This is a genomic window from Acinetobacter sp. LipI_19, assembly GCF_058242925.1.
Map to the genome: position 1 here is coordinate 3,953,256 of NZ_JBZAYK010000001.1, position 16,419 is coordinate 3,969,674.

At 41.3% G+C, this 16,419-nt stretch carries 8 protein-coding genes, 2 tRNA genes and 3 rRNA genes; 7 read left to right on the forward strand and 6 right to left on the reverse strand.

The genetic code is table 11. The annotated features are described in order from the left end of the window. Window positions 1-21 precede the first annotated feature (21 nt). The 7 genes from AC4CVF_RS18980 to AC4CVF_RS19010 all read left to right on the forward strand — a co-directional run bounded on the left by AC4CVF_RS18980 (window position 22) and on the right by AC4CVF_RS19010 (window position 8,547). Window positions 22-2,145 carry an AAA family ATPase gene (locus AC4CVF_RS18980; protein WP_419360982.1) on the forward strand — a complete coding sequence of 708 codons (2,124 nt, stop codon included), beginning with the start codon at window positions 22-24 and terminating at the stop codon, window positions 2,143-2,145. 587 nt (window positions 2,146-2,732) lie between these two features. After that, window positions 2,733-4,271 (forward strand): 16S ribosomal RNA (locus tag AC4CVF_RS18985). Between the two features lie 59 nt (window positions 4,272-4,330). Beyond that, window positions 4,331-4,407 (forward strand) — tRNA-Ile (locus tag AC4CVF_RS18990). A 44-nt stretch (window positions 4,408-4,451) separates the two neighbouring features. Beyond that, window positions 4,452-4,527 (forward strand) — tRNA-Ala (locus AC4CVF_RS18995). A gap of 336 nt (window positions 4,528-4,863) precedes the next feature. Then, window positions 4,864-7,754, forward strand: a 23S ribosomal RNA gene (locus tag AC4CVF_RS19000). A gap of 182 nt (window positions 7,755-7,936) precedes the next feature. Then, window positions 7,937-8,051: ribosomal RNA gene (gene rrf / locus AC4CVF_RS19005) — 5S ribosomal RNA — on the forward strand. Together the 16S, 23S and 5S rRNA genes with 2 tRNA genes alongside form the textbook arrangement of a ribosomal RNA operon. 184 nt (window positions 8,052-8,235) lie before the next feature. Then, window positions 8,236-8,547 carry an ankyrin repeat domain-containing protein gene (locus AC4CVF_RS19010; RefSeq protein WP_419819809.1) on the forward strand — a complete coding sequence of 104 codons (312 nt, stop codon included), beginning with the start codon at window positions 8,236-8,238 and terminating at the stop codon, window positions 8,545-8,547. Between the two features lie 266 nt (window positions 8,548-8,813). Here AC4CVF_RS19010 and AC4CVF_RS19015 read toward each other — a convergent pair whose 3' ends face one another. Genes AC4CVF_RS19015 through tssH form a run of 6 tightly spaced genes read right to left on the reverse strand, consistent with a single transcriptional unit; the run spans window position 8,814 to window position 16,380 of the window. Next, window positions 8,814-9,797, reverse strand: coding sequence for a M15 family metallopeptidase (locus AC4CVF_RS19015; protein ID WP_336953855.1), 984 nt, complete (start codon window positions 9,795-9,797; stop codon window positions 8,814-8,816). Next, complete coding sequence (locus tag AC4CVF_RS19020) at window positions 9,794-10,387, reverse strand: hypothetical protein (protein ID WP_336953854.1); 594 nt, start codon at window positions 10,385-10,387, stop codon at window positions 9,794-9,796. The genes AC4CVF_RS19015 and AC4CVF_RS19020 overlap by 4 nt, the downstream gene beginning before the upstream one ends. 11 nt (window positions 10,388-10,398) lie before the next feature. Further along, window positions 10,399-11,199: a type IVB secretion system protein IcmH/DotU gene (icmH, locus tag AC4CVF_RS19025; RefSeq protein WP_336953853.1), complete on the reverse strand. Its 801-nt coding sequence runs from the start codon at window positions 11,197-11,199 to the stop codon at window positions 10,399-10,401. Between the two features lie 14 nt (window positions 11,200-11,213). Then, a complete protein-coding gene (gene tssK, locus AC4CVF_RS19030; RefSeq protein WP_004823587.1) occupies window positions 11,214-12,578 on the reverse strand; it encodes a type VI secretion system baseplate subunit TssK in 1,365 nt (454 codons plus the stop codon). 6 nt (window positions 12,579-12,584) lie between these two features. Continuing rightward, a complete protein-coding gene (gene tssA, locus AC4CVF_RS19035; protein ID WP_419360136.1) occupies window positions 12,585-13,688 on the reverse strand; it encodes a type VI secretion system protein TssA in 1,104 nt (367 codons plus the stop codon). A gap of 19 nt (window positions 13,689-13,707) precedes the next feature. After that, the gene (gene tssH, locus AC4CVF_RS19040; protein WP_490789825.1) at window positions 13,708-16,380 is read right to left on the reverse strand and encodes a type VI secretion system ATPase TssH; all 2,673 of its coding nucleotides are present in this window, start codon (window positions 16,378-16,380) and stop codon (window positions 13,708-13,710) included. Window positions 16,381-16,419: the final 39 nt, after the last annotated feature.

Here is a 16,419-nt window from a genome sequence, read left to right on the forward strand (position 1 = left end):
TGAAAAGAAAAAAGTGAATATATGAACGAATATATTAATCAACCTTTTGCACAAAATATGCATCAGGTTGACGTAGCGGATTTTGCTGAAATTTCTCCGATTGTAAAACTTTGGGCTTTTCGATTTTTGGTCGAGTTAGGTGGTGCAAAAGAATTTATTTCTGATCATTGCTTTAGTCATCAATGGATTGCAAAAAAGTTAGGTTTTTCTGAAGCATTACTTGCAGATAAGTTCGATGAGCAAGCTGCTTATCAGGAACTTAACCATTTGCATAAAAATAGCCAACAGCAAAATTTATTAGATAATTTTCAGTTCAATGCTGAATTGCAATATAACCTAAAGTTAATACAGCAATTACTGGATTTAAATGCTGTTGAAAGCACGATTTTAGGCTTTATCGTGATGTTAAACAGTGAACAACTTCTAGATGATATTGCGGATACCATCGGTGAATTGACTGCGTCTAAAACCATACGTGCTTTGGCTGTGGTTTTAGATTTACCTTATGAAGCAATTCGGCAGGCTTTGTCTGTACAAGGGCGTTTACATCGCAGTGGCTTAATCAGTGTTCAACAACACTATCGTAATTATTTACGTGGGAAATTGAATCTGGTGTCAAACCAATTGGCTGATAAGTTATTGGTGAAAACCAATGATGTGATGGATCTGTTTGTTGGAACCATTAATAAAAGTCAGCCTGCTGAATTAACCTTAGAGGATTATCCTCATTTACACACTGAATTGACTTTACTCCTAGCTTACTTAAAGCAAGTCAAAATGAGTAAGCAACAGGGGGTAAATATCTTCCTTTATGGCACTTCAGGCACAGGAAAGACACAACTGTGTAAGACCCTTGCAGATGAAATGGCGGTGCAACTTTTTGAAATCTCCTGTGAAGATGAAGATGGTGATGCAATTTCAGCCACAGGCCGTTTATGTGCGTATCGTGCAGCGCAGTGCATTTTCGACAGTCAATCTGCTTTATTGCTGTTTGATGAAGTTGAGGATGTATTTAATGACACCGAAAATGGCGTGGGGATGAAAAGCACTGCACAAAGTCGTAAGGCTTGGGTCAATCGTATTTTAGAGCAAAATCGTACACCAACGATTTGGGTGTCTAATTCTGATCAGCTCGATCCTGCGTTTATACGCCGTTTTGATATGGTGCTTGAAATTAAAGTGCCACCTAAAAAGCAACGCAGAAGCTTTATCGAACAACATTGTGGTCAAGAACTTAATCCTTTGTATCAGGAAGCCTTGGCCAATGTTGAGCAATTATCTCCAGCAATTTTACGCCGTAGTTATCGTGTTGCCAAAGCGGCTCAAATGCACAATGAGCATTTAGTGGTTCAGGAAAGCATGACCAAATTGGTGTCCAATACCTTAAAAGCACAGGGTCATCAAAGCATTAAATTGCAAGATAGTAATGCTTTGCCCAAGTTCTATGATCTGAACTATATCAATTGTAAGCAGAATCTTGCGGAGATCGCATCTGGTATCCTGCAACATGGTTTTGGCCGTTTATGTTTATACGGAGCATCTGGAACAGGTAAAACTGCATTTGCACGATGGTTATCTGAAACTATCAATAGACCTTTACTGATTAAGCGTGGTTCAGACTTAATTTCTGCTTGGGTGGGTGAAACAGAACAAAACCTTGCTAAAGCGTTTCAAGAAGCCGAAGACTTACAGGCAATTTTGTTGTTGGACGAAGTAGATGGCTTATTACAAGACCGCCGTCAAGCAACCCGCTCTTGGGAAGTTTCGCAAGTAAATGAGTTTTTGGTTCAACTCGAAAGCTTTAATGGCGTCGTAGTGGCGACAACCAATCGTTTTGATGAACTTGATCAAGCTGCATTACGCCGTTTCGATTTTAAAATGCATTTTGATTTTTTAAATTATGCACAGCGTTTGGCTTTACTGGAAAATATCTGTATACAGCTCAAACTTGTTGTTCATGAAGCCGATATAAAAGTAAAACTGCAATCTTTAGATCGTTTAAGTGTCGGAGACTTCTCTGTGATTGTACGACAGTCCTGTTTTCATCCTTTTGAAAATGTGGATTCTATTCTGCAGCATTTAACAGATGAAATGACTGCAAAATATAAAAGTGCACAAAGTATAGGATTTACCGCATCAAATTGATGCGGTTTTTCTTTTTGAATCCTGATTTAGGTGAATAAAGCTCAGATTTTGTGATTCGAGAGTGGAAAACAAAGCATAAAAATAACTTTAATATGAAAAAACTAATGAAAAATGCTTAAAAAATAGATAAAAAGCATAAAAAAATGCTGATTTTGAGGAAAAAACGCACATCCGATAAAAAAGTTTAAAAAAAGGGGTTGTGTTGGGAATGGAATGCTGTAGAATGCACATCCATCGGCGGTGATGTTAAATAAAACTTCTGATAAATCAGGCACTTGATTAAGTTGTTAAGATTTCGAATTGAGATTTTAAGATGAGGTTAGAGTTGGGTTTGTTAGAAAAAATAATTAACATTATAGATTGACTTTTTAGAGATAGAGAGTAGTATAGCCGACCTAGCTTGATGCTGACGAAGCATTGAGAAGATCATTAAGAGAATATGAAGAACAACTTGTGTGGATTTTTACTAATTGATTGATCGAAATATTATCATTGATTGATTGGTTTAAATTACTCGAAGTTTATTTGAGAGAATTTGTCAGAACATTGATGAGCCAGAATTGTGACCTTAAGTCACTAATGATTTTTAACTGAAGAGTTTGATCATGGCTCAGATTGAACGCTGGCGGCAGGCTTAACACATGCAAGTCGAGCGGGGGAGATTACTTCGGTAATTGACCTAGCGGCGGACGGGTGAGTAATACTTAGGAATCTGCCTATTAATGGGGGACAACATCTCGAAAGGGATGCTAATACCGCATACGCCCTACGGGGGAAAGCAGGGGATCACTTGTGACCTTGCGTTAATAGATGAGCCTAAGTCGGATTAGCTAGTTGGTGGGGTAAAGGCCTACCAAGGCGACGATCTGTAGCGGGTCTGAGAGGATGATCCGCCACACTGGGACTGAGACACGGCCCAGACTCCTACGGGAGGCAGCAGTGGGGAATATTGGACAATGGGGGGAACCCTGATCCAGCCATGCCGCGTGTGTGAAGAAGGCCTTATGGTTGTAAAGCACTTTAAGCGAGGAGGAGGCTCTTCTAGTTAATACCTAGGATGAGTGGACGTTACTCGCAGAATAAGCACCGGCTAACTCTGTGCCAGCAGCCGCGGTAATACAGAGGGTGCGAGCGTTAATCGGATTTACTGGGCGTAAAGCGTGCGTAGGCGGCTTTTTAAGTCGGATGTGAAATCCCCGAGCTTAACTTGGGAATTGCATTCGATACTGGGAAGCTAGAGTATGGGAGAGGATGGTAGAATTCCAGGTGTAGCGGTGAAATGCGTAGAGATCTGGAGGAATACCGATGGCGAAGGCAGCCATCTGGCCTAATACTGACGCTGAGGTACGAAAGCATGGGGAGCAAACAGGATTAGATACCCTGGTAGTCCATGCCGTAAACGATGTCTACTAGCCGTTGGGGCCTTTGAGGCTTTAGTGGCGCAGCTAACGCGATAAGTAGACCGCCTGGGGAGTACGGTCGCAAGACTAAAACTCAAATGAATTGACGGGGGCCCGCACAAGCGGTGGAGCATGTGGTTTAATTCGATGCAACGCGAAGAACCTTACCTGGTCTTGACATAGTAAGAACTTTCCAGAGATGGATTGGTGCCTTCGGGAACTTACATACAGGTGCTGCATGGCTGTCGTCAGCTCGTGTCGTGAGATGTTGGGTTAAGTCCCGCAACGAGCGCAACCCTTTTCCTTATTTGCCAGCACTTCGGGTGGGAACTTTAAGGATACTGCCAGTGACAAACTGGAGGAAGGCGGGGACGACGTCAAGTCATCATGGCCCTTACGACCAGGGCTACACACGTGCTACAATGGTCGGTACAAAGGGTTGCTACCTAGCGATAGGATGCTAATCTCAAAAAGCCGATCGTAGTCCGGATTGGAGTCTGCAACTCGACTCCATGAAGTCGGAATCGCTAGTAATCGCGGATCAGAATGCCGCGGTGAATACGTTCCCGGGCCTTGTACACACCGCCCGTCACACCATGGGAGTTTGTTGCACCAGAAGTAGGTAGTCTAACCGTAAGGAGGACGCTTACCACGGTGTGGCCGATGACTGGGGTGAAGTCGTAACAAGGTAGCCGTAGGGGAACCTGCGGCTGGATCACCTCCTTAACGAAAGATTGACGATTGGTAAGAATCCACAACAAGTTGTTCTTCATTGATGTATCTGAGGGTCTGTAGCTCAGTTGGTTAGAGCACACGCTTGATAAGCGTGGGGTCACAAGTTCAAGTCTTGTCAGACCCACCAAGTCTACTGAACACAGAAGAGCAGATATATTAAGATCTTAAGCTGGGGACTTAGCTTAGTTGGTAGAGCGCCTGCTTTGCACGCAGGAGGTCAACGGTTCGACTCCGTTAGTCTCCACCACTAATTACAGACTAAGTGATTACAGAACTTAGTAAGCCGATAGCTTATTAAGTTCTGTGATTTATCACAGTTAACTACTCGCTGACGAGGCGGTAGTGAATCATTAACAGAATATATTTGAGTTGAAATAATTGTTTAACTCGTTTTAGTTGATGTTAGCAAGCAATTGTTAATATTGAATGAAATGAGAACTAGCGATAAAACTGAATCAAGCGTTTTGGTATATGAATTAAATTGAAGCTGTATAGTGATTAAGTTCACAGGCAACAAATAGAAGTGGTTGAATCCACATTGTTGATCCTCCTTGTAGGGATTAGCGACTGTTTGGGGTTGTATAGTCAAGTAATTAAGTGCATGTGGTGGATGCCTTGGCAGTCAGAGGCGATGAAAGACGTAATAGCCTGCGATAAGCTTCGGGGAGGCGGCAAATATCCTGTGATCCGGAGATTTCTGAATGGGGAAACCCACTTACCATAAGGTAGGTATCGCATGATGAATACATAGTCATGCGAGGCGAACGAGGGGAAGTGAAACATCTCAGTACCCTTAGGAAAAGAAATCAATTGAGATTCCCTCAGTAGCGGCGAGCGAACGGGGATCAGCCCATTAAGTTATATGTGTTTTAGCGGAAAGCTCTGGGAAGTGCTACCGTAGAGGGTGATAGTCCCGTACACGAAAGGGCACATATAATGATGACGAGTAGGGCGAGGCACGTGAAACCTTGTCTGAATATGGGGGGACCATCCTCCAAGGCTAAATACTCCTGACTGACCGATAGTGAACCAGTACCGTGAGGGAAAGGCGAAAAGAACCCCTGTGAGGGGAGTGAAATAGAACCTGAAACCGCATGCATACAAGCAGTGGGAGCCGACTTGTTCGGTGACTGCGTACCTTTTGTATAATGGGTCAGCGACTTATATTCAGTAGCAAGGTTAACCGTATAGGGGAGCCGTAGAGAAATCGAGTCTTAATAGGGCGTTTAGTTGCTGGGTATAGACCCGAAACCGGGTGATCTATCCATGAGCAGGTTGAAGGTTGGGTAACACTAACTGGAGGACCGAACCCACTGTCGTTGAAAAGCCAGGGGATGACTTGTGGATAGGGGTGAAAGGCTAATCAAACTCGGTGATAGCTGGTTCTCCCCGAAAGCTATTTAGGTAGCGCCTCGGACGAATACCATAGGGGGTAGAGCACTGTTTCGGCTAGGGGGTCATCCCGACTTACCAAACCGATGCAAACTCCGAATACCTATGAGTACTATCCGGGAGACAGACTGCGGGTGCTAACGTCCGTAGTCAAGAGGAAAACAATCCAGACCGCCAGCTAAGGCCCCAAAATTATAGTTAAGTGGGAAACGATGTGGGAAGGCATAGACAGCTAGGAGGTTGGCTTAGAAGCAGCCACCCTTTAAAGAAAGCGTAATAGCTCACTAGTCGAGTCGGCCTGCGCGGAAGATGTAACGGGGCTAAAACTATATGCCGAAGCTGCGGATGTATACTTAGTATACGTGGTAGGGGAGCGTTCTGTAAGCCGATGAAGGTGTATTGAGAAGTATGCTGGAGGTATCAGAAGTGCGAATGCTGACGTGAGTAACGACAATGCGAGTGAAAAACTCGCACGCTGAAAGACCAAGGGTTCCAGTCCAACGTTAATCGGGGCTGGGTGAGTCGACCCCTAAGGCGAGGCCGAGAGGCGTAGTCGATGGGAAATTGGTTAATATTCCAATACTTCTGTGTAATGCGATGAGAGGACGGAGAAAGTTAAGTCAGCCTGGCGTTGGTTGTCCAGGTGAAAGGCAGTAGGCATGCATCTTAGGCAAATCCGGGGTGCTCTATGCTGAGAGCTGATAGCAAGCTAGTTTACTAGCGAAGTGGCTGATACTATGCTTCCAGGAAAAGTCTCTAAGCTTCAGTTACACAGGAATCGTACCCGAAACCGACACAGGTGGTCAGGTCGAGTAGACCAAAGCGCTTGAGAGAACTCTGCTGAAGGAACTAGGCAAAATGGTACCGTAACTTCGGGAGAAGGTACGCTGCTGACGGTGATAGGACTTGCTCCTTGAGCTATTGGCAGCCACAGAAACCAGGCCCCTGCAACTGTTTATTAAAAACATAGCACTCTGCAAACACGAAAGTGGACGTATAGGGTGTGATGCCTGCCCGGTGCTGGAAGGTTAATTGATGGGGTTAGCGTAAGCGAAGCTCTTGATCGAAGCCCCAGTAAACGGCGGCCGTAACTATAACGGTCCTAAGGTAGCGAAATTCCTTGTCGGGTAAGTTCCGACCTGCACGAATGGCATAATGATGGGGGCGCTGTCTCCAGCAGAGACTCAGTGAAATCGAATTCGCCGTGAAGATGCGGTGTACCCGCGGCTAGACGGAAAGACCCCGTGAACCTTTACTGCAGCTTGACATTGAACTTTGATCTTACTTGTGTAGGATAGGTGGGAGGCTTTGAAGTAGTGACGCCAGTTGCTATGGAGCCATCCTTGAAATACCACCCTGGTAATATTGAGGTTCTAACTCTGTCCCGTTATCCGGGACGAGGACCATGTCTGGTGGGTAGTTTGACTGGGGCGGTCTCCTCCTAAAGAGTAACGGAGGAGTACGAAGGTGCGCTCAGCGTGGTCGGAAATCACGCGTAGAGTATAAAGGCAAAAGCGCGCTTAACTGCGAGACCCACAAGTCGAGCAGGTACGAAAGTAGGTCTTAGTGATCCGGTGGTTCTGTATGGAAGGGCCATCGCTCAACGGATAAAAGGTACTCTGGGGATAACAGGCTGATACCGCCCAAGAGTTCATATCGACGGCGGTGTTTGGCACCTCGATGTCGGCTCATCTCATCCTGGGGCTGAAGCAGGTCCCAAGGGTATGGCTGTTCGCCATTTAAAGAGGTACGCGAGCTGGGTTTAGAACGTCGTGAGACAGTTCGGTCCCTATCTACCGTGGGCGTTGGAAATTTGAGAGGATCTGCTCCTAGTACGAGAGGACCAGAGTGGACGAACCTCTGGTGTACCGGTTGTGACGCCAGTCGCATCGCCGGGTAGCTATGTTCGGAAGGGATAACCGCTGAAAGCATCTAAGCGGGAAGCCTACCTCAAGATAAGATTTCCCTAGGACTTTATGTCCTCTAAAGAGCCGTTGAAGACTACGACGTTGATAGGTTGGATGTGGAAGTGCGGTGACGCATGAAGCTGACCAATACTAATTGCTCGTGAGGCTTGACTATACAACACCCAAGCAGTTGTATACGAACTTCGAAAGAAGTAAGCATCATTTGATTCATAAAAGATCAAACATACTTGATTTAGTTGTAAAGCTAGTTAAAATATTCAACTCAAATGTTCTGTTAAACTCATTTGGTACGAAGTAAGGCATTTAAATAAGACCCGAACAAGTCCATAACAGTTTGCTGGCGACAATAGCAAGAGTGAACCACCTGATCCCTTCCCGAACTCAGAAGTGAAACCTCTTAGCGCTGATGGTAGTGTGGGGTTACCCATGTGAGAGTAAGTCATCGCCAGCTTTTAAATCTAAAACACCCCGGTCTCTAACGAGAACGGGGTGTTTTTTATGCGCAGTGCTTATTATCGGAATGAAAGAGATCTAGTCATATTAAGTAAATTGATGACTGAATTCGGTCAATAATGAATTGTTGACCTTTAAAATTTTTAGCTAAATAATAATTGAACAAAAAAATGGTGCTCCTTATGAAACTTAACTCATTTTCACCTATTGCTGATAATGAAGAAGAATTACATCTTCCTGAACTGGTCTATGCCGCATCTTTAGGGGAATTGGAACAGGTTGAACAACTGTTATCGCAAGGTATCGACGTCAACCAAACTGACGATGAAGGCTATAGTGCGCTACAAGCTGCGGCGGAGAATGATCACTTAGATATCGTTAAATTATTAATTTCTAAAGGTGCAGACAAAGACTATAAAAGCCAATTTACAGCATTAGAACTTGCGGAAATGGCTGAAAATAAACAGATTATTGTGTATTTAAATAGCTTGTAGATTCTCAAACAACGTGATGTGAATCAGATATTCTATAGATATAAAAAGAAAACCCCATCATCCTGATGGGGTTTTCTTTGTATTGGTGTGTTAGATCTGACTCCTGTCGAATCTCACGTTCCTGATGCTCAGACGCTTTATTGTTGTTTTATGTCTGGGAAACTTCCTGTTCCCTATAACTATAGAATATAAGAATGTGCTTTGATCGTATAGATGACAATCGCTGTGATTGATGTAAGCATTTTCTTACAAAGACAACATGGCAATTAATTTACATCAATATTATTTGCCATAAGTCCTTTGCCTTGTGCTTCAGCAATCAAGCGTTCAGCAGATTCACGGTTTTTACGCAGTCCAGGCATACGGAACTCAGTATGACCATAGTCGTGGATTCGTGTCCAACGTCCACCCCATGTTAAACCTACAGATTCAGCAACAACCCCATATAATTGGTAGCCTTTCCATGCCCAAGGATCTCGTTCAGAAATAACAACTTTACCATCTCGTTTAAAGGCAACATCGGCTGCTAAACCAAACTGATGATAACTTTGATAAGCTTTGGCTAAAGTCGTGGCTGTATTGCCAGATAAACGAGTTTGACGCTCTGGACTACGATAACCTTCTAAAAGCACCATTTCATAGCCATGACGTTCTTTCATGATTTTAAAGACCATCAGTAAACGTTGCTTATAACTTGGATGCATTTTATCCCATTTCCGGTCAACCATAGCTGTATCGAAGCTGCTACGTTGATCTCCAATTCCTTCATTATCAATAACCGATGGATTTACACTCGGGACTTGATGATTTGGAACAGGGTTTTCTCTTTCTAATATCTGTGCTTGAACAATCGCAGCATCAATTAAGCTTTCCTCCACTGCTGGAGGAGGGGTTAAAACCTCGCCATTTAATAGCGCATAAATTTGAGGGTCAGTTTTTCTTAAATATTCTGCTTCAACCTTAGTCGGATCAATTGGTCGTGTAAATGCAAAAACAAGAATACTGGAAAGCAAAAAGAAACCCGCAATCAAGATCCACCATTGCTGTAAATGCCAATGGGTTTGGGTTTGATTGGCTGAAGCCGCTTGGTTCATTTGTTCTGCAAAGTGCTTTGCAGAAGCTAGCTTTCTCTTACCTTGTGGTAAAAGTGCTTTAAGGTAGTCTAAAGTTTTATGTCTAATTTCATAAGACATGAGAAAAGTTAGACCAAGCACCAAAAAGATAAAACAAATGACAACAAACAAAATCATGGTTTGTTTTCTATGACTTTGCGGTCTATCGTCACTTTCACTGTACCTTCAGGGGAAGCCTCTTGCACTTCTTCTTTTTTAGGTACGGCTTCTTTTTCAGTGGGTTTAGCAGAAGCTTCTGCTTTAGCTTCTACTTTCGCTTTTGGTATTGGTTTTGCGGTTATTGCAGCTTGTGGTCTAGTTGCAGCTGACTGCGGCACTGGTTTAGCCTCAGGTTTTAGCATTTGTTCAAATGGGGAGGCATTCGGAATTGGATTTTTTTGAGCAGCAACCTTATTTTCATGTTTAAAAATCTGATTAAAATCTTTCTCATTGATATGCTGCTTATATGCACCGACATTTTCATCGTGATGATTGGTTGTTGTTTCTTCAGCATGCACATCGCGTAACTCAGGTTCTTGTGTTGCAACCGAATCTGTATTGGTACTGGTATTTTCTGTTGGTTTGATATTGATAAAAACAAAAAAGAAAATAGCAGAAATAACCATCCCAGCAATTAAACCAAGTAGAAAAACAGATGATTTCCCCAATGTTTTTTTAGCGGGTTTACTTTGTAATATACGAATAGATGTTTGTTTTTCTTGTGTCATAATTCAACCTGTCAAGGCAATTGAATAGTGATATGTGCTTGTTCAGCAGGTGCAGAAATCACATTATTAAATTTCGCAATAGAAGCATCTTCTGTTTTATTCAACATGAATTTTAGGCCAGCGAAAGCTAGTACAGCAAATAACAACAGGAAAATTAAAATCCAAACAAAGGGTAATTCTTTATGAATAATATTTTTGATTTGATCTGGTAAAGCTGCAAAAGGAGAAAAAGCGGTCTTTTTGCCTTTTAAATAATCGATTTCATCACCGACCCGAGCCACAAGATGATTTAAACTTTCAATCGATTCAATACGATACTTACCTTGAAAGCCAAGTAATAAGCAATAATGATAGACTTCGAGTGAAGCCAATCGTTCTTTACCACGAGCACGGATCAGTTCGAGAAACTCAAAGAAACGATAACCTGCAAGTTGTGAACCAAATAAAGTTAATTGAAGTGGGCTGATTAACCAATGATTTTGTAGGTTAAAAAATGATGGATCTTGTTGGGTAACAATGGTTTCATCAATTAAGGCACAATATGCATATTTTGCATCATGAATATCTTCAGGAGAAAACTGCAGTTTTTTTGCTTGATGTTCAAATCGATTCAACAAGTCTAAAATTTTGTCTTTAAAGCCGTTTGCATTTTCTGGAACATACTGATTCTTCAATAAGAATACAATATAAAATCCGTCATGTAGAAGATCGACTAAATTGGTTGCTTGTGTGATTTTGGATTGTTGAGGTAAAGAACCTCCACCAATTTGTCCATCATCAAACAGTGAGGGGGCAATATTATTCTGGCTCATGACATACTCCTCGCTTAACCATTCATCACTGCAATTAATTCAATACTGATATCTTGGAAACCTGCAGGGACATAAATACAGATGGTTTCAGAATCAAGCATACGTTGATACATTTCATGATGTGGTTCAATTTCAAAATAATTCACACCAGAACGTACCGGAATAGCAGTTGGAATTTGGACTAAATGATGAATTGGGATTGCAGGAAGTGCCGCAACAACACGTTGTTCAACATCAACAGTATTCCCGACTTTGAAACGCAGCGGGACAATTTGAATCAGTTCATGGGTTTGCATCATGCTACTAGAAACAGCAATATAAAGCCTTGATTCTTTAGTGATTTTATCTGTTTCCAAACTTCCCACCCAATAAGATGGGCGAATTTCTTTCAGTGCAATACTGATATAACGGCTTGAAATAATTGTATCGAGCAATTCGCGTAAAATTTTATCAAGCTGGCTAAAGCTATCTTGCAAGTTATGATGTTGATATTGTGGCAAATGCTCAACTTCGTATGCGGTCGAGAATGTCAGCAATGAGCCAGTTAAACGCAGAAGTTCAAAAAATAGTTTTTCAGGGTGAATCTGCGGATTTTGTAACAGATGATTCAAGGTCGCATGAGCGGTATTTAGTGCATTGACCAACCAGAATGAAACAATATCACCCGATCTAAATTCAATGAGCTTTTGTTCATTTTCACGGTTATTGGTTTGAATCATCTTAATTTTGGCACGAACAACGTTCAGTGTTCGCTTCAAATTTGCCAATAAGGTTTCATTTGACTGAATATGTAAAATTGGTGGAATATATTTTGAATCAATTTCAAAATTCCCTGAGCTATGACGCCGGATTTTTCCGATGGCGAGATATAAAAAACCATCTAAATCTTGATTTGGATCTGCTTGAACATCAAAAAGTTTAAATTCAGTTCGGCGTCGAAGAAATGTAATTTCAGCAGGGGATGCATCAGTAAAAAGATCATGAGTTTCATTCAAATATGAATGGTAGCGAGCAGGTTGTTTATCCTGTTCATCAGAGATGTTCTTCTTATTGGGTTGTAAAATAGGCAATGCTAAGTAGATTAACATTTCCCCACGTAAGTTCAGTTCATCCAATAAAATCGGTTGTGGTAACAGATCTTTGGCTGGTGCTTGGTAAATTTCACCATCCTGCCAAATCATATCAATTTGCTCTAAAGCAAGTACATGTGTGCCCAGTTGTGTTTCGTCAAATCGAAGATTTTTAATTCCATAAGGATAAGGAATCGTTGAACGAATGGTGTGATTAAGTCGTTGTTCTTGGTACGTGTCTTGTAATTGGAAGTGTTGTGGTCTTAAAAATAAACCTTCACCCCAAAGAACTTTTTCTGCTTTAAACATAGATGATTACCATTCAGAAGATTCATTATTTTGGTTTACGCCCAATAACTCATGAATAGAATCAAGGGGATTATCATTTTTAATGACTTGAGTTAACCATTCATGTAAAGGCATTTGGCTCCATTTAATTGTTTTTTGCAGCATATAACTCACAGGACTATGCGGCTCGTTGGTTTGAAAGTAATCAGCAATCTCTTGTAAAACCCGCATTGCCTGTTCACGATTTTGTAAATGGCTTTGTGGTTGAGGTTGAAATGTTTGCGCTTGCGGAATTGGAGCTGAATGCGTTGTTTCTGTTACCGGCATGGTCATTTGAGCTGGGGTATCTTCAACTGTGGTTGTATTGTTATTATTCCCAAATGAGTCGGCTTTATAGATTTTTTTCAGATTCATTTGAATATTTTCAAACTGCGAATCGATACTTGCAAAGCTCGGTGCTTCCAGCTCCATCAGTGCATCTAATGTTTGTTTGATAATATTCCAATGCTGCAAAATTTCTTGAAATTGCTGATAATTTTGATATTGAAAAGTTCGAGAAGTATTGAAAAGCGCTTGATTGAATTGATCTAACTCTAAGGATGCTTCTACACTGTCAGAATCTTCTGCTTGCTTACGACGATTATTCTGTAAGTGTAAGAATTTTTCGTATTGCGCAAGTGAATAAAACGGTTGAATGTTGATGAGCGGAACATTCTTTACCAAGCTCGGTAATTGGGTGGTAAAACCTTGCAGTAATCCTAGGCGTTGATCTAAGTCATCATCTTCAATTTCAGGATGAATCTTCAACCAGAACTGTTCTAAAACACGGTGACTCAGTTCTAGCCCTTTAATTAGCCCTTCAAAGCCATAGAGGTTTGTCCAAGCTTCTGTAAGCCATGTTAATAAACGAATATCTTTGGTTTTTTGTGTGAGTAATTGGATTGATTTTTCTGCAACAAACGACCAGTCGGCTTGCTTTGGTTCAGAAATCCAATCACCTTGGTCTAATAAAGGATCATCATGGGTACGTGCTTTTTTAATTTCGTGAAACTCATTGGAAAAAGACAAATCTTCTCCACACGGATGAGCATCAGAAATAGGCTCTAATAAGACGTCTAAATTTATATCCATTTTCTATACTCGTATATATTTAAGCTTCCACAACTTTTGACTTTTTGCTCGACTTTTTCTTTGCTGGCTTCGCTTGTGGATCTAACAGGTAAATGATTTCATCATCTTTCGTATCAATATGAATGACTTTTGGAATTTTTTGTTCAGCCAAAGCCACCAATATTTCAGTGGCTAAAGCAGGTAACACAGAGGCATTTAAAATATTATCAACATTCCGTGCACCACTATCAACTTCAGTGCAACGACTTAGAATTAATTCGATTAAATCATCGCTATATGTCACTTTCGTTTCATACTGTTTTTCGAGTCGTGCTGTAATTTTTCCGAGTTTATGCTCAATAATTCTGACTAAAAGATCATCATGTAGCGGGAAGTATGGGACAATTCGCATACGGCCTAAGAATGCCGGCTTAAATTGTTTGTATAAGCTTGGTTTGAGTTGTTCAGTCAGCTCTTCAGCACTTGGCCATTCTTCGACAGGTTGATTTAGGCATGCTTGCATGATGGCATTTGACCCTGTATTTGAAGTCAGTAATATCGTGGTGTTTTTAAAATCAATCACACGACCTTCACCATCTTCGAGTGTACCTTTATCAAAAACTTGATAGAACAGCTCTTGGACATCGCTGTGTGCTTTTTCAATCTCGTCTAATAACACAACGCTATACGGATTACGTCGAACGGCTTCAGTCAAAACACCGCCTTGACCATACCCGACATATCCTGGAGGCGCGCCTTTAAGCGAAGAAACCGTATGCGCCTCTTGGTATTCAGACATATTGATAGTGATTAAATGTGACTCACCACCATAAAGTTCATTAGCAAGTGCTAAGGCAGTTTCTGTTTTACCTACACCGCTTGGACCAACAAGCATGAAAACACCCTGTGGTTTATTTGGGTCTTCTAAACGTGCTTTTGAGGTTTTAATACCTTGAACCAACTGATGTAGGGCATAATCTTGTCCCATCACCCGTTTTTCAAGTTTTTCTTCCAGACTGAGAATTTGCTTAATTTCATCATTGACCATTTTGCCAACAGGAATACCAGTCCAGTCTGAAATAATTTCATTAATAATTTGGGCATTTACACGTTCAAAGACCAGTGGTTGCTGACCTTGTAACACAGATAACTGCGTACGTGTATTGAAGATCTCATCTTTGTTTGAATCGGCCTGTTCAGCGGTTTCTAATGCTTGGATTTTTTGAATCAGAGCCAATTCAGCTTGCCATTGTTGTTCTGTTTGCTGAATTTCTTGATCAAGTAATTCCAATGATGATGTTAACTGAGTTAAACGCTCTTCATGAATTGGCTGGTGACGGTGTTCACTTTCAATAATATTGAATTCAAGATTTAAATTATGTTGTTGTGCTTTGAGTTGATCGAGTTTGACTGGTTGAGCATTTTGGGTTAGCGCAACACGAGCTGCAGCGGTGTCAAGCACACTAATGGCTTTATCCGGGAGTTGGCGGCCACTAATATAACGATGTGAAGAATGAACAGCGGTGATAATCGCTTCATCATCAATACTTAAATTAAAGTGATTGGCCATCACTGGAATCATGGCACGTAGCATATCGATCGCGACTTCTTCAGTCGGTTCTTCTACTTTGACCACTTGGAAACGACGACTTAAAGCAGCATCTTTTTCAAAATACTGTTTATATTCGGCCCAAGTTGTAGCTGCAATGGTGCGTAATTCACCCCGCGCAAGTGCAGGTTTTAATAAGTTCGCTGCATCATTTTGCCCAGCCTGGCCGCCGGCGCCAATCATGGTATGGGCTTCATCAATAAACAGAATAATCGGATGTGAAGACTGTTGCACTTCTTGAATAACTTGTTTTAAGCGGTTTTCAAACTCACCTTTAACACTTGCGCCTGCTTGTAACAGCCCCATATCCAAAGAGTGTAATTGGACATTTTTTAATGCATCAGGCACTTGGTTCTGTGAGATCTTTAATGCCAGACCTTCCACAACTGCCGTTTTACCCACACCAGGTTCACCCGTTAAAATAGGATTGTTTTGACGACGGCGCATTAAGATATCAAGCATTAAACGGATTTCATATTCACGTCCAATGACCGGATCAATCCCACCCTTTTGTGCTTTTTCAGTTAAATTAATGGTGAATTGATCTAATGCAGGTGTCTTGTTGTTCGAAGCATGATTGTCTGTTAGGGTATTTTTAAGTTCTGCTTCTTGCTCTTGAACATTTGTTGGGATATTTTCGGTACTCTTTACACAAATTTCCAAGAATTTATGTTTCATCGTATCGATGGGAAACAGATCAAATAAGCTTGATGCTCGAATGGCAATTTGGTAAAGATCAGATGCTGTTAAAAGAGCAATCAATAAATGACTGCTTCGAATCACTGGATCTTGTTCAGCTGAAGCAAGTAACCATGCTTGCTCAAGGAGTCTAACAATTGATTTGGAAAAAATAGGTGTACGGGTATTTCCTTTAGGAAGTTGAGAAATACACTCTAATAAATCCGTTAAAAGTGCATCTTTTGAAATTTTGTATTTATTAAGTATAAGTTCAAGATCATTGGATTGTTGTTCTAATAATTTGACAAAAAAATGTTCGATTTCGATTTCAAAATTTTGATGGTTTACACATAAATTGGCGGATTGTTCTAAAGATGTACGTGAGGATGCTGATAACTTTTTAATCAAAACTTTTAGATCTGTCATTTTCTGTCTCTCTCAAAAAACTTTATTTCTAGGCAAATA